13 protein-coding genes and 6 pseudogenes are annotated in these 19,794 nt (G+C 37.5%); 5 read left to right on the top strand and 14 right to left on the bottom strand.

Features of this window, described 5'->3' with window-relative positions; genetic code table 11:
• Positions 1-3 precede the first annotated feature (3 nt).
• From L3081_RS06700 to murJ, 12 genes and pseudogenes are all read right to left on the bottom strand, one after another.
• Positions 4-1,287: a hypothetical protein gene (locus L3081_RS06700; RefSeq protein ID WP_242284364.1), complete on the bottom strand. Its 1,284-nt coding sequence runs from the start codon at positions 1,285-1,287 to the stop codon at positions 4-6.
• A 63-nt stretch (positions 1,288-1,350) separates the two neighbouring features.
• Positions 1,351-1,866, bottom strand: a complete 516-nt coding sequence (locus L3081_RS06695; RefSeq protein ID WP_242284362.1) for a PilX N-terminal domain-containing pilus assembly protein — start codon at positions 1,864-1,866, stop codon at positions 1,351-1,353.
• On the bottom strand, positions 1,860-2,072 hold the full coding sequence (locus L3081_RS26510) for a PilW family protein (protein ID WP_274620351.1): 213 nt from the start codon (positions 2,070-2,072) through the stop codon (positions 1,860-1,862). The genes L3081_RS06695 and L3081_RS26510 overlap by 7 nt, the downstream gene beginning before the upstream one ends.
• 4 nt (positions 2,073-2,076) lie before the next feature.
• A complete protein-coding gene (locus L3081_RS26505) occupies positions 2,077-2,874 on the bottom strand; it encodes a PilW family protein (RefSeq protein ID WP_274620350.1) in 798 nt (265 codons plus the stop codon).
• A 48-nt stretch (positions 2,875-2,922) separates the two neighbouring features.
• On the bottom strand, positions 2,923-3,270 hold the full coding sequence (locus L3081_RS06685; protein WP_242284356.1) for a hypothetical protein: 348 nt from the start codon (positions 3,268-3,270) through the stop codon (positions 2,923-2,925).
• Positions 3,203-3,499: a type IV pilus modification protein PilV gene (pilV, locus tag L3081_RS06680; RefSeq protein ID WP_242284354.1), complete on the bottom strand. Its 297-nt coding sequence runs from the start codon at positions 3,497-3,499 to the stop codon at positions 3,203-3,205. The genes L3081_RS06685 and pilV overlap by 68 nt, the downstream gene beginning before the upstream one ends.
• Before the next feature lie 442 nt (positions 3,500-3,941).
• Positions 3,942-4,869 (bottom strand): annotated as a pseudogene (gene ispH, locus L3081_RS06675) (4-hydroxy-3-methylbut-2-enyl diphosphate reductase).
• A gap of 23 nt (positions 4,870-4,892) precedes the next feature.
• Positions 4,893-5,331, bottom strand: a pseudogene (fkpB, locus tag L3081_RS06670) (FKBP-type peptidyl-prolyl cis-trans isomerase).
• Between the two features lie 50 nt (positions 5,332-5,381).
• A pseudogene (gene lspA, locus L3081_RS06665) lies at positions 5,382-5,877 on the bottom strand (signal peptidase II).
• Positions 5,878-6,036: 159 nt separating this feature from the next.
• A pseudogene (gene ileS, locus L3081_RS06660) lies at positions 6,037-8,894 on the bottom strand (isoleucine--tRNA ligase).
• A 59-nt stretch (positions 8,895-8,953) separates the two neighbouring features.
• Entirely contained in the window at positions 8,954-9,883 is a 930-nt protein-coding gene (gene ribF / locus L3081_RS06655) for a bifunctional riboflavin kinase/FAD synthetase (RefSeq protein ID WP_242284353.1), read from the bottom strand.
• A gap of 279 nt (positions 9,884-10,162) precedes the next feature.
• Positions 10,163-11,782, bottom strand: coding sequence for a murein biosynthesis integral membrane protein MurJ (murJ, locus tag L3081_RS06650; RefSeq protein WP_242284351.1), 1,620 nt, complete (start codon positions 11,780-11,782; stop codon positions 10,163-10,165).
• Between the two features lie 304 nt (positions 11,783-12,086).
• Here murJ and rpsT point away from each other — a divergent pair.
• From rpsT to L3081_RS06630, 4 genes and pseudogenes are all read left to right on the top strand, one after another.
• Positions 12,087-12,348, top strand: a pseudogene (gene rpsT, locus L3081_RS06645) (30S ribosomal protein S20).
• Between the two features lie 230 nt (positions 12,349-12,578).
• A pseudogene (locus tag L3081_RS06640) lies at positions 12,579-14,295 on the top strand (dipeptidyl-peptidase 3 family protein).
• Between the two features lie 142 nt (positions 14,296-14,437).
• Positions 14,438-15,247 (top strand): GMC family oxidoreductase, encoded by an 810-nt coding sequence (locus L3081_RS06635; protein ID WP_242284349.1) that lies wholly within the window; start codon positions 14,438-14,440, stop codon positions 15,245-15,247.
• Positions 15,186-16,067, top strand: coding sequence for a GMC family oxidoreductase (locus tag L3081_RS06630; protein WP_242284347.1), 882 nt, complete (start codon positions 15,186-15,188; stop codon positions 16,065-16,067). Before L3081_RS06635 ends, L3081_RS06630 begins: the two co-directional genes overlap by 62 nt.
• 30 nt (positions 16,068-16,097) lie before the next feature.
• Here the strand turns inward: L3081_RS06630 and L3081_RS06625 are convergent, their stop codons facing one another.
• The gene (locus tag L3081_RS06625; protein ID WP_242284346.1) at positions 16,098-17,267 is read right to left on the bottom strand and encodes a tetratricopeptide repeat protein; all 1,170 of its coding nucleotides are present in this window, start codon (positions 17,265-17,267) and stop codon (positions 16,098-16,100) included.
• Between the two features lie 130 nt (positions 17,268-17,397).
• On the opposite strand from L3081_RS06625, the gene L3081_RS06620 reads away from it, so the two are divergent.
• Complete coding sequence (locus L3081_RS06620; protein ID WP_242284344.1) at positions 17,398-17,898, top strand: peroxiredoxin family protein; 501 nt, start codon at positions 17,398-17,400, stop codon at positions 17,896-17,898.
• A 73-nt stretch (positions 17,899-17,971) separates the two neighbouring features.
• Here the strand turns inward: L3081_RS06620 and L3081_RS06615 are convergent, their stop codons facing one another.
• Positions 17,972-19,768: an acyl-CoA dehydrogenase C-terminal domain-containing protein gene (locus tag L3081_RS06615; RefSeq protein WP_242284335.1), complete on the bottom strand. Its 1,797-nt coding sequence runs from the start codon at positions 19,766-19,768 to the stop codon at positions 17,972-17,974.
• Positions 19,769-19,794 lie beyond the last annotated feature (26 nt).

The following is a 19,794-nucleotide window of genomic DNA, read 5'->3' as shown; positions in this document are numbered from 1 at the left end:
CCACTAAAAGGCCGGTAAATAACTGGCGGTACTAAGGTCAGCATCATTATATGTTGAATTATTAAAATTTTCATGAGTTCCCGTAAAGGTAATATCTTTATAAACAGGATTACCGTCCCCATCAACCCCATTTAACTCCTTGGACTTCAGTGCAGTAATTTTGGTATTTGCTGCAGTATCATAAGTAGGTTCACCATCAGTAATTAAAATAATGTACGCTTTGTCGGTACACTCATCAAATGGTGCTTCATAATTCCCGCCCTTTACAATAGTACTATCAGTTTTAGGTCTCGCTGAACTTTTTGCATCATCACCATAATCAACAGCCTTTCCACCAAAATACTGTGATGCTTCATAAGTCGATTCGCATAACGGGGTCCATGTGTATGGTGTAAGATCATCGTCAATCATATTAACAAGGCTTGCTTCATTTGCCGGAATCATTTGACTAATACCAGAAACGATGCGACCACCATTATGGTTTGATTTTTTATTACCATCGTTGTAATTAAAAACTTCCAAACCAAAATCAACACCATCCGTTGATTCAATAACGTTAGTAATACTCCTTACCGCGGTCTCAAAACGTGTTTCCCAAATATCACCCACTGTAGTGCTGTGGTGCCAACGTAGGTATTTCGCCGTATATAAAGTCACTCGAGGACCCGACCAACTAACATTTAACTCACTTTCATCTGTAGTATGATATACAGGTGCCGCTTTCGTACCTAAATTGTCAGCAGGATAACCTTTAGGGAGGCTACTGATATTTTCTACACTACCAGGGTTATCATCTGTTTTTACATCTTCTTCACAATCTATAACCTTAATATTTAAGCCATTATTGTCCGGCAATTCATCCCAAGTACCGCTATTACCTTTAATGTTGTACTCACGTATATGTCCAGTGTAAAAGCCTTTTTCTTCTAAAGAATCTTTTGAACTTTCACAACTATTAATCGCAGCTAAAAAACGACGCCCATCACTCGGATTATTAGGAATTGAATTAGTGCCATCGGTTTCACCTTTATTAAAATATATCGCATTATCATTATAAGCATGTGCCGCCCCTTCAGGTGGGTACGATTGATTATTATCAAAAGGTTCTTTTACTTGATGAGATGTACTCATACTCCCTGAGTTATCAAAAATAATCAGAACTTTTGAATTTTTCGCCGTATCTTTGACTGAGTCACTTATATACATTTCAATGTCTTCGGCATATGTCAAAGATACCGAGAGTAGTGCCGATATAGTCAGTAAACCTAACGTTATAAACTTATTCATAATAAAATCCCAATATAAACATGACTAAATAGTTCATCCTTTATTTAACACTCTTGTACATCATTATTTAATAACTTCTTGTACTATGCCTGAGTTCACTTCCACAGTACTCGTTTTATGACGACCGTATTTTTTACTTATTTGTATACGTAATATATTACATCCAACACTACTTGAGGATGGAGTTCTTGAACGTGGACAAGGTAGTTCACGTTGAAATTGATTATTGGCCAGGTCAAGTAAGGCGGTATCAATATCCCCCTGCTTATTAGTGTTGACTAAGTCTGCTTTTATATCGATTGCGCCACCTTGAAAAGTTGCTACAGGCTGAGCAAATATATTATTACCTCCGCCTCCTGTAACCTCATTAAAAACAAACTCATCTATAGCACTAACAACTTCTTGATCAGCAACAACTTTTTCTTCGGCGGCACCTGACATTTTCATATCTGTAGTCGTATTTTGCATTAGTGCCGCAGCAACAGCAGTTAATGCCACTAAAAAAACCAATGAAACAATCAATACGACGCCACTTTCCTTGTTGTGTCTAAAAGTGCCGTTCTTTACATCATTTACCATATGTCAACCCTCGCATTATATAATGTTACCGTTGAACTAAATAAGAGGCGACGATAATTATCATTAAAAGTCATCGGTAGATCACCTAATTGGTAGGTGTTATTATTTGTATAGTCATTATCTGGTAATATATTTCTCGCTAACACATAAACTTTAACGGCTATAATACGAGAACCGCCCGCATTATCCCAAAGGGCGTCATTCATATTATCAGCAGATATAAACGCATCTACGACTCCATAACCAGGTAAAGGCTGGATCAGTATCTGCGTCATATCCGTACATAAAACGAATCATTTCAATACCGTCAACCACTGGAGCGAAAGACATTTGTGTAGTTAATTGTCCCTGCATTAACACTGGTACGGTGTTATTACCTTGTGCTTCTTCTCTGATATAATATACATGATGTTGATATTGCCAAACTCGAGCGTTATCAACAACGGGCAAAGCACCACTTTGAAATAAAATGCCATCATTATTATTCGCAATTAAATGAAAATTTCCTGCGGGTGCATTTTGTGTAGGTGCACTTGCAATCGATGTTCCATCAGCTTTAACAAGATCTGAAGCTAAAACTCTTTTTAACTGAATAACATCTGAGCCAATCTTAGCATCCGCAAAACACCCCATAGGGTTTGCATTTGTGACTGTATCGCCCCAGAGTGTTCTAAAATGCCCTACAGCTATAGGAAACGATGCATTATTTACTCCTGCGCCAGTACAATCATTTCCGGGAGCAGCAAGAGTATGACTAATACCAAAAATATTAAATGTTCCTGTATAATCCCCCCAGAAGTCTTGTTTTGAAATATCATCGGTAAGTAAACTCATTGCAAAACGACCATTTTCTTGCAATTCACCATGACTTGTTGTTTCGCTCGTTGTAGTACGCATGCCAACAAAAATACCTAACACACCGGCAAAAATAACTAAGCCAATGACTAAAGTAAGAAATACTTCTAGTAAGCTAAAACCTTGTTGATGTTTATATTTAACTAGCTTCATATATAACTTATGCTCTCATTCTTTTTATTATTCTGGAATTCACCGAGATTAAAAGACAAATGCTTCAACCGATACCTGTCTACGTTGACTACCAGTAGTACCACACCCTTCGGTACTTCCATTAATTAACTCTGTTCTACCTTCCCAAGTTATCACAACCGTTACCGCATTATTATTAACACTTACGCAGGCTCTAGCATTAACCAAACCACCTGCACTATCACCACCATTTGTTACATCAGCTCCCATTAAGGCCAATTCCCATTCATATTGGTCATTAATTGCCATTTCTGCTGCAGAGCACAATCCTGCACTCGTACGACAACGTTTAGTGGGAACAGCATTTAAAGTAGCGCCATAATCTGTACCGATAAGCGCCAATCGTATTAAAATCATTACTGCGCATGCGTTCAATAATATCCTGCGTCAAACTAGACGCTAATGAACGTTGCATTGCATCAAAACTGCCTTTTTTAGCATTGGCTTGCATAGCAACAGCACCTAAGATACCTGTTACCATAATAAAAAGAGAGACCAAAACTTCGATAAAAGTCATGCCTCTTTGTTTCTTCGTGCTTTTCTTGTTATTGGCATTAAAGTTTTTATTATTAATACGTTGATGCATTGATTTCTCTCTTTATAAGTTGCTTTTTCATCTGATCTTTTATTTTTTTAATAAAAAACATGAAAGCTAACTGTAAAAAAACAGGTTTGAAAAGAGTGATTTTCAGTTGGGGGGATGTGAAAAAAGTTCTTTTAATCTTTTTGCTATTAAAGTAACCAAGGGTAAAACTATTCCATTTATTCAACCATTTTTTTGACATAAAAGGACTGTGAGTCAATGTTGTAATTACTAAAGACCCTAAAAAAAATCCACATGTGCTAAAAATCACTTGCGTGAACAACATTAACCCATATCCCTTTTGTCTGTTTAGCTTCCATAAAATACATTCGGACCATAGATTAATATAACATAAATATAGTCCTTTGCTTACTACCCCCTTTTCTCCATATATCCTTGGGGATAGTGTTCATCTTGCCATGGTTAATTTATAGGCAAACTTAGATTAGCGCAATTCGGCGGGAACTGCAAATACAATATTTTCTTCGCGACCAGGATATTCTACAACCTCTTGACCACCATGGTTTTTTAGTGCTTCAATCACCTGTCTCACGAGTATTCTTTGGAGCTGAAGCTCCGGCTGTTACGCCTATTTTATTTACACCTTCAAGCCATGAAATCTCAATATTATCGGCTGTATCAATTAAATAGGACGTTGTGCCTATTTTCTCAGATACTTCTCTCAAACGATTTGAGTTTGAGCTATTTTTTGCGCCTACAACTAATAAGAGATCCACTTCGGCAATAGCTCGCACCGCATCTTGTCGATTTTGTGTTGCATAACAAATATCGTCTTTCCTCGGTCCTTCAATTTTAGGAAATTTTGCTTTTAGCGCATCAATCACGTTTGAAGTATCATCAACTGACAGGGTTGTTTGACTACAATAGTAAAGTCTGTCTGGATTTTTGACCTCAAGGTTAGAGACATCATTAGCTGACTCAACAAGGTAGATTCCCGCAGTTTCACTATCATACTGCCCCATAGTACCTTCTACTTCAGGGTGGCCTTCGTGACCAATAAGAATACATTCAATATTCTTCCGGCTAACACGAGACACTTCCATATGAACCTTAGTAACAAGCGGACAGGTTGCGTCAAAAACTTTCAATGCGCGTGATTTAGCTTCTTGGCGAACTGTTTTAGAGACGCCATGCGCGCTAAAAATAACAGTGCTGTCATCAGGCACTTCATTAATTTCATCAACAAAAATGGCTCCACGACTTTTCAGGCCATCAACCACAAATTTGTTATGCACGACTTCATGGCGCACATAAATAGGCGCACCAAATAAATCTAGTGCACGGTCAACAATGCTAATAGCGCGGTCAACACCGGCACAAAAACCACGAGGATTTGCTAAAATAATTTCCATAATATTCTCATTGCTAATTAGCGTTATAGTATTTCTACTAAATCAATCACAAAAGTAACTGCTTGACCGGCAAGAGGATGATTAAAGTCAATCGTAACTGAATTACCATTGACCTCTTTTATCATACCAGGCAATTCACCGCCAGGTTGTGAAAAGGTAATGATATTACCCACTTTTCTTTGGAACTTCAGCCGAAAACTTATCAATATCCATATAATGGATATTATCAGGATTTGATTCACCAAAGGCGTCAATTGCCTCAAGTGTAAACTCTTTACTCGTCCCGACAGACATGCCCAATAATTGAGCTTCAAAAGCCGAAGAAATACTTTGATCGCCCATGATTATTTTAGCCGGTTTATTGTTAACCTTTGTACTGTCAGCAGCAGAGCCATCACTTAATTTCATGGTAATATGCACTAAAATACTAGAGTCTGCTTGAATTGTTTTATCAATTGTCATTATTTATCTTCTATTTATCTTTGTTAACACGTTGTAGGAACATACTCAACTTACTTAGCGTCTTTAGACTCACCCATAAACGAGTCTAAAACCATAAAGGCTGCGCCAATAAAAATCATAGAATCTGCTATATTGAAGGCCGGAAAATGTTTTCCTGACCAATGAAAGTCCAAAAAATCAATTACATAACCAAAAAGTATTCTGTCTATCAAATTTCCCATTGCACCACTTAACATTAAAGCAAAAGCAATACCTAATAAGGTGTGCGATTTAGGCGTTTTAGTGAGCCATATAACAAAGACAATACTCGCAATGGCAGCGATCGCAGTAAAAAACCAACGTTGCCCGACCTCCTTGATCTGCTAGAAAGCTAAAAGCTGCACCTAAGTTATGTACGTACGTAATATTAAAAATGGGTAATACTTCAAATGATTCATAGAGATTAAATGCACCAACAACCCATTGCTTAGTTACTTGATCAAGCACTAAACAAAGTAGCGTTAGCCAAAGCCAACGCAAACCTGTATCCGTGAAAAGCTTATTCAATTTAAATATTCTCTTTTCTGATTTCTTAAACAATAAATAACAAATAGCTATTGTTCAAAGTCATTGACTGTAAAAGTAAATAGAATACACAGAGCCTATAATTATAGGCGAGTACATTCGACGTAGTTATTGCAGAAAATGGCAAAGAACACACGTTATTTAAGCATATTTTCTCTGCTCACCTTCACCATCAACATTTGTAATACAACGACCACAAAGATCAGGATGCGTTTCGTGGCTGCCCACATCTTCGGTTACATGCCAACAACGTTCACATTTTTGACCTGTCGCTGCTGAAACGGATAACCATAACCCATCAATATCGGTGGATTCTGCATCCGCCGGCACTTGTCCTTCATCCGTAACTACTTCAACGCCGGCTTTTGAGGTAATTAGCACAAAACGTAACTCCTCACCTAATTGCGTTAATTTTTCAGCGAAATTTACTGTGGTATATAAAGTAACTTGTGCCTCTAACGCTTTTCCTACCGTTTTTTCTTTACGAGCAAGCTCTAACGCACGGTTAACTTCTGTACGAACTAATAACAATTCGCTCCAGTAGTCGTTTCCTAATGCTGTGTCCGCAGGCATAGTAACTAAACCGTCAAACCAAACACCAGTGAAAACAAACTCATCACGTTCACCTGTTGCCGGTGTTGGTAATGCTTGCCAAATTTCTTGTGCAGTAAAAGATAATATTGGTGCCATCCAAGCCGTCATTGCTTCGGCAATTAAGTACATTGCCGTTTGACATGAGCGACGGGCATTTGAGTCTGCTTTGGCTGTGTATTGTCTGTCTTTAATAATATCTAAATAAAATCCACCAAGCTCAGTAGTACAGAAATTCATTAACTTATGAACAACAACATGAAATTCATATTCATTGTAGGCGTTGATAATTTCTTCTTGCAAATGTGCCGCTTTATCCACTACCCGGGTCTAACGCCACCATATCTTCAAAAGCAACTGAATGTTGTCTTGGTTCAAAGCCGTTTAAGTTTGAAAGTAAGAAACGTGAGGTATTACGAATACGGCGATAAGCATCGGCCTGACGTTTAAATATTTCATCTGAAACCGTGATTTCTTGCGTGTAATTAACCGACGCCGTCCATAAACGTAAAATATCAGCACCTAAGTTATTGGTAATCTCTGATGGTGTAACCACATTACCTAATGACTTTGACATTTTGTGACCATTAACGTCAACGGTGAAACCGTGAGTAAGTACTTGCCTATAAGGCGCTTTGCCTGTCATGGCAACAGATGACATCATTGACGACATAAACCAACCACGATGTTGATCAGAGCCTTCAAGATACAAATCGGCGATATCATCAAATTCTTCGCGAGCATTAATGACAGAGTAATGTGTTGTTCCCGAATCAAACCAAACATCTAAGGTATCTGGCACTTTAATAAAGTCATTAGCATCATCCCCTATTAGTTCACTCGCTTCGAGATCGAACCACGCTTGAATACCTTCTTTTTCAACACGCTGTGCAACTTCTTCTATCAGCTCGATACTTCGTGGGTGTAATGCCCCGGTATCTTTATGGATAAATAAAGCAATAGGTACACCCCACGTACGTTGGCGAGAAATACACCAGTCAGGGCGTCCTTCAACCATTTTTTCAATACGACTTTGCCCCCAATCAGGGATCCATTGTGTTTTTTCAATCTCTTTTAACGAATCAGCACGTAAACCTTTTTTGTCCATGCTAATAAACCATTGTGGTGTAGCACGAAAAATAATCGGTGTTTTATGACGCCGGCAATGCGGATAAGAATGCTCAAATGCGTGATGATGCATTAATGCACCTCTTTCTTGTAGAACATCAACAACACTCGCATTCGCTTTGAATACATGTTGTCCTGCAAATAAAGGGGTATCTTCTAGATAAACACCGTTAGCACCTACTGGGTTGGCAATTTCTAAATTATACTGTTTACCTACCACAAAATCGTCTACACCATGTCCTGGTGCAGTATGAACACAACCTGTACCTGAATCAGTAGTCACGTGTTCACCTAAAATAACCGGTACAGTAAAGTCGTAAAAAGGATGTTGTAATTGAACTAGCTCTAATTCACTACCTTTACAAAAACCTAAGGCATGATACTTTTCAATGCCATACCTATCCATGCACGAAGTAACCAAGTCAGACGCAATAACTAAACGTAATTTGCCTGCTTCACCCTGCGGTAAAGTATCACACTGTACTAAGGTATATTCAACGTCGGCATTTACCGAAACGGCACGGTTTGTCGGTAACGTCCATGGTGTGGTGGTCCAGATAACCATCCCTATTTGACCTTCACCACTGTGATTTTCTGGATGAGAAAATTTATCTGCAACACTTTCGTCATTAATATCAAATTTCACATCAATGGTCGGAGAGTGTTTATCTTTGTATTCAACTTCAGCCTCAGCTAAAGCCGAGCCGCAATCTGTACACCAATGCACAGGTTTAAAGCCTTGTTGTAAATGGCCATTTTCGGCAATTTTACCTAAAGCGCGAATAATGTTCGCTTCAGTACCAAAATCCATAGTTAAGTATGGATTTTCCCAATCAGCAAAAACACCTAAGCGCTTAAAATCCTCACGTTGGCCATCAACTTGCTTAATCGCATACTCACGACACTTTTGACGAAATTGCGACGCGGTCACTTTATGACCTGGCTTACCCACTTTTTTCTCAACCATTAATTCAATTGGCAAACCATGACAATCCCAACCCGGCACATAGGGCGAGTTAAAATCTGACAAAGTTTTTGATTTAACAATAATGTCTTTTAAAATTTTATTTACCGCATGACCTAAGTGAATACTTCCATTAGCGTATGGAGGTCCATCATGTAAAATGAATGATTTTTTACCTTTTTTTGCTGCACGAATTTTTCCGTACAAGTCTTTAGCTGCCCATTCTTTGAGCATATTAGGTTCACGGTTTGCCATGTTGCCTTTCATCGCAAAGGATGTTGGCCGGCAGGTTTAAGGTTTGTTTATAATCACTCATTAAAATCATTATCCGGTTGTTTAATTTGTTCAAATTGTCAGGCAATTGCCTAACCTACATTATGTCATACTGTTTAATACTTGTTTCGCTTGTTCGCTATCTAACTTAATTTGCGCCGTTAACGCTTCTAAACTATCAAACTTCATCACTTGACGAAGCTTTTTCTTAATAACCACTTCAATACATTGACCATATATGTTGTCTTCGAAGTTAAAAATATGAACTTCTAACTGCTGCCTGTCACCATTAATTGTTGGTCTAGCACCAATATTAGCAACACCATTAAAAATGCCATTTTTTGTTTTTATTTTTACAGCAAAAACACCATTTAAAGGTGATTTTTGTCTTTTCAATAAAACATTCGCAGTAGGGAAACCTAATTGTCGACCACGTTTATCGCCATGAAACACCTTACCAATGATTGAATAAGGTCTGCCGAGCATATTCTCGACCTCTAATAAATTATCTTTGGCCAAAGCTTGTCTAATGGCTGTACTACTAACTCGGCAATTGGACATTTTGCAACTAGCCGTATCAGTTACTTCAAAACCAAACTTGCTTCCTGCTTCGGTCAACATAGTAAAATCACCTTTGCGATTTTTACCAAAGTGAAAATCATCACCCACAATTAAGTGCTTAATACCAAGCTTTTCAACTAATAAATTTTCTATAAATTGCTCAGCACTTTGACTCGCAAATTTTCGAGTGAAATTAACACATATTAAGCGCTGCACACCTAACTCAGCCAAAAGCGCATATTTATCACGTAAACGACATAACCTAGCAGGTGCTTTATCTGCTGCAAAAAGCTCCTGCGGCTGAGGCTCAAAAACTAACACAGCGGCCACACAATTTAGCATTTTTGCTTTAGCGACTAAAGCAGAGATAACACGTTGGTGCCCTTTATGAACACCATCAAAATTACCAATACTCAGCACACAACCATGATCGTCTGGCTGAATATTATGTATACCGCGAACTAACTGCATTACTATTTAAAACACCTTTTAACGGCCGGAATCGGACGACTAATCGAATGACAACTAACACACCCATAAAGATCAGTACACACTATAAAATTAATTTAAGAAACTATTATAATCTTATAATATATGCAGCGAATTATGCGCACTAAACACAACACGAAGAAAGAATAAAAAACTTTATCTTAACTTTGTATAAAAATAAATCGCCGAATTATATATTAAAGCGCAATAATAATCAGTATTTCAGCGGTTTTTTTTTAGATTTTTCTATTGAGTTAATTTTCAGTTTTTTACTTTAAAGTCACTTAGTCGAATACCTAATAAAAAGATCATAATAAAGTAACTCAAACAACCAACACCAATACAAAATACCAACTGCACTATTTGGGTAACAAAATCCATAGCAAGCCAAACATTAAAGTCCGCTGATAACTCATAAACAACGAGTGCCATAACACTTGCTGCTAATACCAACTTAGCAATAAATACTTTGGTATCAGAAGATATTTGATAGATATTAGCCTGTTTCAAACCACGGTATAATAACCATGCATTTAACGTGGCTGACATCGTTGTAGCGATTGCCAAGCCAACATAACCAAAAAATGGCGCTAAAATTAGATTAAATAACATATTGGCTACCATAGCTTTAATACCTATTTTTACAGGTGTTTTAGTATCTTGCCTAGCGTAATACCCTGGCGCTAATATTTTAATAAACATAAAACTTAACAAACCAGAAAGGTAGGCAAATAAAGCCATAGAAACCTGCATTACATCCGTCTGACTAAATTCCCCCCGCATAAAAAGTACCATAATAATGGGTTGTGCTAACACCATTAATCCTGCCAATGCAGGCCATCCAAATAGGCTAATAACTTTAATCCCCCAATCAAGGGTGGCACGAAACTGTTTAGGATCATTTTTACTATGTAACTTTGATAAACTGGGCAACACGACCGTAGCAATACCAATACCGAATAACCCTAAGGGGAATTCTAACAATCGATCAGCGTAATAAAGCCAACTTATTGAGCCAGTAATCAAAAAACTCGCGATTAAAGTATCAAGTAACAAATTAATTTGCGTTACAGAAACCCCAAATAACGCAGGTACAATTAACTTCCTAATTTTAGTTACACCTTCACTGTGCCAAGACCAACACGGTTTAACTAAAACATTCGCACGATATAAAAAAGGTATTTGAAAAAGAAACTGAATCAAGCCTCCAAAAAAAACGCCCCAAGCTAAAGCATAAGCGGGACTTTCAGTGTAATCAGCACCATAAATTGCCATTAAGATTATCGCAACATTGAGTAAAACAGGAGTAAACGCCGCAACAGCAAATCGTCCTAATGTGTTGAGCACAGCACCGGCAAGCGCAGTAAAACTGATAAACCATAAGTAAGGAAAAGTAATTTTTAATAAACTGGCCGCCAATTCAAACTTTTCACCACCAACACTTGTCGAGCCATTGTTTAGCCACTCAACAAACCAACCACCACCAAATAACATAACAAATAAGGGGGAAGCCACCATACCAAATAAGGTTACGACAGAAATGACGACTCCTAAAGTTCCTGAAACCTGTGCAATTAACCGTCGAGTTTCAGCCAGGGAATTTTCTTGGCTGTTTTGAATTGTGTTTGTATCGTTTTCTGCATTTTTTTCATCGCGTGTATGATATTCACTCAATACGGGAACAAAAGCCTGTGCAAAAGCACCTTCAGCAAAAAGACGTCTAAAAAAATTTGGGATTTTATTGGCAAACAAAAATACATCTGCCATTACCCCTGCGCCCATAACATTGGCTATAACCACATCACGTACTAGTCCTAAAATACGTGAAATCAACGTCATCGCGCTAACAATGAGCCCTGATTTAATTAACTTTTTACTCAAAAAAATCCTTAAAAAATGGCGCGAAAAAATAATTACTATTATGTGATGATTTTACCTATTTAAACAATGTATACTTGCACCGTTCACAACATACTTGGTTAACTTTATTTGTTAATGTTAATGTTAATAAGACAGAGTGATACCAACGATATTCCTTGTAGTTGCTTTCTCTATACTTTTATTAGAAATTTTTATTAGGTATTTTGTGACAAAGCAATTAAATCATTTGACAATCAGCTAAAAAACAGGCATATTTTGTCGCCTTAAATTTAAGCTTACATATTACACACTTTAGGAGTTCACCTTGGCTAACTCAAAGCAAGCTAAGAAGCGCGCAACACAATCTGAAAAGCGCCGTCAAAATAATGCAAGTCGTCGCTCAATGATGCGTACTTTAGTTAAAAAAGTAATCGCAGCTATTGAAGGCTGGTGACAAAGAAGTAGCAACGAAAGAATTAACTGCTGCTACACCAATTTTAGATCGTTACGCAAGTAAAGGTCTTATTCATAAAAACAAAGCTGCTCGTAGTAAGAGCCGTTTGAATGCAGCAATCAAAGCTTTATAAGATTTAATCTTATAACTCATGCTCATTTTATGAAAATGTTCTTACCTATTAGGTAAACGTAAAAACCGACTTCTGTCGGTTTTTTTATCTCCAACTATCCATTTTTATCAAAGATATTAACGATAGGTTTACACTATCGTCATTTTTTATTTACCAATTCTATTGCACTTTCCGGTAATTTTTTTTAGTCTCATTAGCATTAATAAAGCCAATCACCATTGAGAACTATCATGACTTTTCTTAAAGTAACGCCATTTAAAGCAAAACGAACAAAAATTGCAGCGATAATTTTAACAACTATAGCCGCACTAACCGCCTGTAATAATGAACCCGCTAATACAAACGGTCAGGACGCTTCATATAAAAAAATCAACAAACTTCCCCTCAATTAATCCCTGAGTTTACTAGTCGGTTAGACATATATAAAGAAGTAACACTTTCAGCTGATCTAAGTCACTTTTCTGCAAAACAAAAAAAAATGCTAGCCCTCCTAATTGATGCCTCTAAAATAATGGATGATTTATTTTGGAAGCAGGCATTCTCACAAGATAAAAAAGCATTCTTAGCTTCAATTAATGAAGAAAAAATTCGTCGCTTTGCTGAAATAAACTATGGCCCATGGGATAGACTCGATGGCGATAAAGTATTTTTAACGCAAAATAATGCTAAAGCACATGGCGCAGAGTTCTATCCTAAAGATATGACAAAAGAAGAATTCGAAAAAAGCATGTTAACTGAAAAGAACGGATTATACTCAATAATTAGCCGCAACGACGACGGGCAGCTTATGACTATTGCCTACTCAGAAATATATAGTGACGAAATTAATCGAGCAGCAGCCATATTAGAAAAAGCATCTACCTTTGCTGAAGATAAAGAGTTTGCAAACTATCTCAACATGCGAGCTGACGCATTGCGTACAGATGAATATCAAGCATCTGACCTCGCCTGGATGGATATGAAAAACAACCCCATCGATGTGGTTATTGGTCCTATTGAAACTTATGAAGATCAACTTTTTGGGTATCGAGCTGCTTTCGAAGCTTATGTATTAATTAAAGATTTATCCTGGAGCGACAAATTAGCCAAATACGCCCAATATTTACCAGAATTACAAAAAGAGCTGCCGGTTTCCAAAAAATATAAAGCAGAAGTACCGGGTTCTGATGCCGATTTAAATGCTTATGATGTTATTTATTATGGCGGCCACTCCAATGTTTAGGCAGTAAAACAATCGCCATAAACCTACCGAATGACGAACAAGTACAATTAGAAAAAGGTACACGTCGATTACAGCTTAAAAATGCGATGCGTGCCAAATTTGACACTATTATGCTCCCTATCGCTAACGAACTAATAGTACCTGAACAACGTAACAATGTAACCTTCACAGGTTTCTTTGCTAACACTATGTTCCACGAAGTTGCTCACGGTTTAGGTATCAAAAATACATTAAATAATAAAGGAACGGTGCGACAATCATTAAAAGAACACGCCAGTGCCTTAGAAGAAGGTAAAGCTGATATTCTTGGTTTATACATGATACGTCAACTACTTGATAAAAAGGTCATAACTGAAGGAAAACTAGAAGAGTATTATACTACTTTTATGGCGGGCATATTCCGTTCAGTTCGCTTTGGTGCAAGTTCAGCACATGGTAAAGCTAACATGGTTCGCTTTAATTATTTTCAAGAAAAAGGGGCTTTTAGCCGAAACGAACAAGGCTTATATAGCGTTAACATGGAGAAAATGAGCGAAGCCATTGATTCACTTTCAAAACTTATTTTAACATTACAAGGTAATGGTGATTATCAAGGTGTTGATGATTTAGTCGCCCAAAAAGGCGTGATCACTGAAACATTAGCCGCTGATTTAGCACGATTAGAAACCGCTAATATCCCAGTAGATATTGTATTTAAGCAAGGTAAGAAAGTGTTAGGCTTATAAACATACAATTTAATCAATATTTCGAAAACGCTTATTAATTCATTTTGATAAGCGTTTTTTATTGCGCTATTGAAATATAGCAGCAGATAATCCATAGTTGGTGGTCGGACTTGTGGGTATTCTAATATAGGATGGAAATACAATGAACAATTTTGACTTTATTATTATTGGCGGTGGTTCAGCGGGTTGTGTATTAGCAGACAAGTTGTCCGCCTGTGGTAATTATCAGGTTTGTTTATTAGAAGCAGGTCCTAAAGACAAACACTGGAGCATTCATATGCCACTAGGTGTTATAGAATTAATGAAGGATAAAATCCTTAATTGGCAATTTAACTCCGTGCCAGAGGCTACTCAAAACAATCGCAGAATCTTTAATCCGAGAGGAAGAACGTTAGGTGGTAGTAGCTCGGTTAATGCCATGTTGTATATTCGCGGCCAAAAAGAGGATTACGACCATTGGCGTGACCTTGGTAATGATGGGCGGTCTTTTGAAGACGTATTACCCTACTTTAAAAGCACACAACACCAAGAACGTGGTGAAGATGATTTTCATGGTATAAACGGCCCTTTGAACGTTGCAGATTCATCGTCAAAACCACCTGTTCATGATAGTTTCATCTCATCAGCTCAGCAGGTCTACCCATTGAATAATGACTTCAATAGCGAGAGTCAAGAGGGCGTTGGTTATTATCAAGTAACCCAAATAAATGGTCAACGTTGCAGTGCTGCTAAAGCGTTTTTAACCCCTAATTTACATCGCAGTAATTTAACCGTTATTACCGATGCGCATGTACAAAAAATACTAATTAACGATAAAATAGCCACAGGCGTGTGTTATAAAGTCAAAGGCAAAAAACATAATATTTTCGCTAAAAAAGAAGTCTTATTAAGTGTTTGGGGCTTTCAATTCTCCTCAACTTTTAATGCTATCAGGCATAGGTCCGGCGGATGAATTAACTAAACATGATATTGCTTTAGTACATGAATTACCCGGTGTTGGGCAAAATCTCCAAGATCACCCTGATACCGTTGTAGTGACGCATCACAAGCGCGATGATTTACTGGCAATCCGCCCTAAAGCAGCGTGGTGGCTATTCAAACAAGCATTGAAGTATTTTCCATTATCACTAAATAAAACATCAGCGGAGAAAAAACGCAGTGGTATTTTAACGTCTGTAGTGGCAGAATCTGGCGGTTTTATCAAATCCAAACCTAACTTATCTCGCCCCAATTTACAGTTACACTTTATTCCCGCAGCCTTTGATAATCATGGACGAGATTTAAAAATGTTACTTAATTATGGTGTATCAATTCACACCTGTCTATTACGCCCTAAAAGCCGTGGCAGTGTCGCTTTGTATGGCAATACAGCAAGCTTACACCCAAAAATAACCTTAAATATGCTTGCTCATGAAGATGATCAAAAAGATATGATCCAAGCGGTTAAAATTGCCCGATCTATTTTAGCTCAGCCCCCGTTAAGTGAAAATAATGGCCGGGAAATATTTCCAGGTAACGCAACCCAAAGTGACGAAGAAATTTTAGAATTTTTGAGAAACAAAGCCAATACTATTTATCATCCTGTCGGCACATGCAAAATGGGTAATGATGACATGGCTGTTGTCGATAGCACATTGAAAGTACATGGCATCGAACATTTACGGGTAATAGACGCTTCTATTATGCCTACGCTGATTAGCGGTAATACTAATGCGCCAACTATCATGATTGCGGCTAAAATTGCCGATGTGATTTTGGCTGACTATGCTTAATGGTTCAGTGACTACCGATAAGTGACCGTACTACAACTGAGCCAAGCTATATAGTTTATATTTATATTGCTTACGTTGCTCTATTTCATAAGTCCACTCGAGTGCTTTTTTTAACATGATTTTGGCATTAGTTAATTGTCTTTTTTCACGATATATATGATAAAGCCCAAGGTAAGCTTCTTTTAAATAAGGAGCACGATTTAGAGCTTTGTTATAATAATGTATAGCCGCCCTAATTTTATTATTGTTTTGTGCTGTATAGGCTTGCTCAAGCCAGTGGTACGGATTAGGATCATCTAATTGATCTAACTGTGCTTGATAACTTTGTGCCTCCGTATAACGCTGTTCTTTTCTAAGCAACATTATATAATTACTAATTAAAGCAAGACTAGATTGCTCTAATTGTAAGCCTGCTTTATAAATATTTTCTGCACCTTTTATATCACCTGCTCGTCGATGAATAACCGCAAGTAAATTTATCACTTCAACATTCTGTTTATTGTAATTATAGGCCTTCTCAGTGAGCAGAAAAGCTTTAACTAAATCATCTTCAACCAAGGCATCTGCAGCAAGATTTCTATAATACATTGAGGTAAAAGTAGCCTCATTAAAATACTTACCCACCTTATTATTTTTACTTGGAAAATAATCAATAACAATCCCGGGTTTAGATATATATACTGTATTTTTATCTTCAACAAAATCGGCATCATAAATAATTGTTTGCACGTGTGATGAGGAAAGAACTATATCATGCTCTCTTTTATACACAGGAATGGTACTCACTTCACGATAAGAAAACTTCAAACCGAGTAATTTCGCATAAGCTGTTGTTAAAATAGCCAAACTCATACAATTCCCCTTATTTAATCTCATCGCGGTTGATGCATTGTATGTTTCACCATAATAGGTAAAATTGTCTAACCTCGTATTGAATACAGCCTCTAACGCTTTATGAAGCTTCATACCTTGTGCTTGTTTTTCTTGTACTAAAGATAAGATAGTACTTTCTTTGTAGGGAGTTAATTTAAAAATATCATCATAAGTATCAGTCACCTTCTGTGCATCAGAAAATAACATATTGTTGATAGGAATACTGACGTTTAGATGAGTGCTATTTTCATAAGCATCTTTGTTAGCACAAGCGGAAATTGTTACAAGAAGTATAACAAGATAAATCCATTTTATAAGTTTTTTCATAGAAACATCCTAGTAGTACGAAATAATTCATAGAAAAAGATAACATATACAAAACTAAAAATAAATTTATTGTAATGCAACTTGAGTTTTCAAGGTCATATAGTAAACACTCCATTGCTAAAGACCAGAAATGAAAATTTTAACACTTCTAAAATCAGCGCCATATCTTCTGTTAATCTGCATATTGTGGGGATTTAGCGCTAATTCAACAGATTATCCAACCGCGCCGACCTGGCAATTACACACTCAAAATGGCGAGAACATCTCACTGAGTGATTATCAAGGTAAACCCGTTATTTTGCACTTTTGGGCCACTTGGTGTCCCTATTGTAAGAAGCTTCAACCTAAATTAGTGGCACTAGAAGAAAAATACCAAAAATCGGGAATAAAGCTAATTGCCATTAGTTTTAACGAAGATGAAGATGCACAACCTCAAGATGAAATAAATGCCCGAGGTTACCACTTTATCACCGCTGTAAATGGTGAATCCGTCGCCATGTTATACGGTGTGAGAGGCACGCCAACAACTTTTTTTATTAATCGCCAAGGGAAAGCTATCTATAAATCAACAAGCTCTGATATTAATAACCCTAAATTAATGTTAGCGGTTGAAGAGATAATTAAGCCCTAATTATCTGATTGCTAGTCACAAAAAAGGGAAGTAAATCACTTCCCTATTTATATTTATAGCTCTCTGTTAATAACTAAAAAACAAAGTCATCAGCATCAAGCGCCATCATTGAATCAGCACCATTTGCTACACAAGCTGCATGACCATTAGCTCTTGGTAAAATACGTTGAAAATAGAATCGTGCGGTTTTAATTTTAGCTTCATAGAATGCTTTGTCGTCATCACCGGCAGCCAATTTTTCCTGTGCTACTTTAACCATTTTCGCCCAAAAGTAAGCCAACGTTAAATAACCTGAATACATTAAGTAGTCTACTGATGCTGCACCTATTTCGTCTGGATTTTGCATCGCTTTCAATCCTAATGTTTCAGTCATTTTTTGCCAATCTCCACCAAAGGTCATTATAGGTTGAATGAACTCTTGCATCGCTTCATTACCGGCATTTTCAACACAGAATGCTGTTACTTCAGCGCCAAAAGGTTTTAATATCGCACCTTTTGAACCTAAAATCTTACGCGCTAATAAATCAAGTGCTTGTATACCAGTGGTACCTTCATACAAACAGCTAATTTTAGTGTCACGCATCAACTGTTCCATGCCCCACTCTTTAATAAATCCATGGCCACCAAACACTTGAACACCATGGCTAGTACACTCTAGCCCAAGTTCAGTTAAAAAAGCTTTAGCGATAGGCGTTAATAAGGCCATTTTTGTTTCAGCATTCGCTTTTTCAGTTTCATCAGTACTGGCATGGCCAATATCAACTAACTGCGCTAAATAACCAATTAACGCACGACCGCCCTCAGCAATCGACTTTTGTGTTAATAGCATACGACGAACATCAGGATGAACAATAATAGCATCCGCAGGCCCGTCTGGGTTTTTAACACCTGATAAAGAGCGCATTTGTAAACGGTCTTTCGCATAAGCTAACGCACCTTGGAAAGAGGCTTCTGCGGCTGCGACCCCTTCCGAGGCAACACCTAAGCGCGCTGCATTCATAAAGGTAAACATACAGTTTAAACCACGATTTACCTCGCCAATTAAATAACCTTTGGCACCATCAAAATTGATAACACACGTTGCATTAGCATTGATACCCATTTTATGTTCAATTGACCCACAAGAAACAGCGTTTCTATCACTCACTTCACCGACTTCTGTTACGTTAAATTTAGGCACAATAAAGAGTGAAATACCACGGCTACCTTCTGGAGAGCCAGGAATTCTAGCAATAACAATGTGTACAATATTGTCAGATAAGTCATGCTCACCCGCTGAAATGAAAATTTTAGTTCCTGTTAATGAGTAACTACCGTCATCATTAAGCTCAGCTTTTGTACGTAACATGCCTAAGTCAGTACCACAATGCGGCTCAGTTAAGCACATAGTACCTGTCCATGTACCTTCAACTAATTTAGGCATAAAGGTATTTTTTTGTTGCTCACTACCATGAGCTTCAATGGTTGCTAATGCCCCGTGACTTAAACCTGGATACATAGCAAAACTGTGGTTAGCTGCTGATGTTAATTCACCAATAGCAATATTTAATGAATGTGGTAAACCTTGACCACCAAATTTTTCGGATTGAGATAGTGTCGGCTGACCGCCTTCCACATATTGTTGGTAAGCTTCTTTAAAACCGTCTGGTGTTGTTACAACGCCATCGTTCCAGGTACAACCTTGTGCATCACCACTTTGATTTATTGGGGCTATTACTTGTTCAGTAAATTTCGCTGCTTCACTGATAATAGCGTCAACCATATCTAGGCTTGCATCTTCATAACCTAATTTTTGATAGTGGCTATCACAATCAAGTAATTCTTGCATGACAAACTTCATGTCTCTAATCGGCGCTTTATATTCTGGCATAGGGTTCTCCAATAGTTAATTGAGTT

Origin of the sequence: Colwellia maritima, from assembly GCF_022669015.1 — a bacterium.
GTDB lineage: Bacteria > Pseudomonadota > Gammaproteobacteria > Enterobacterales > Alteromonadaceae > Colwellia > Colwellia maritima.
Note: the sequence above shows the minus strand (reverse complement) of the source record. Positions and strands in the feature narration are given on the sequence as shown.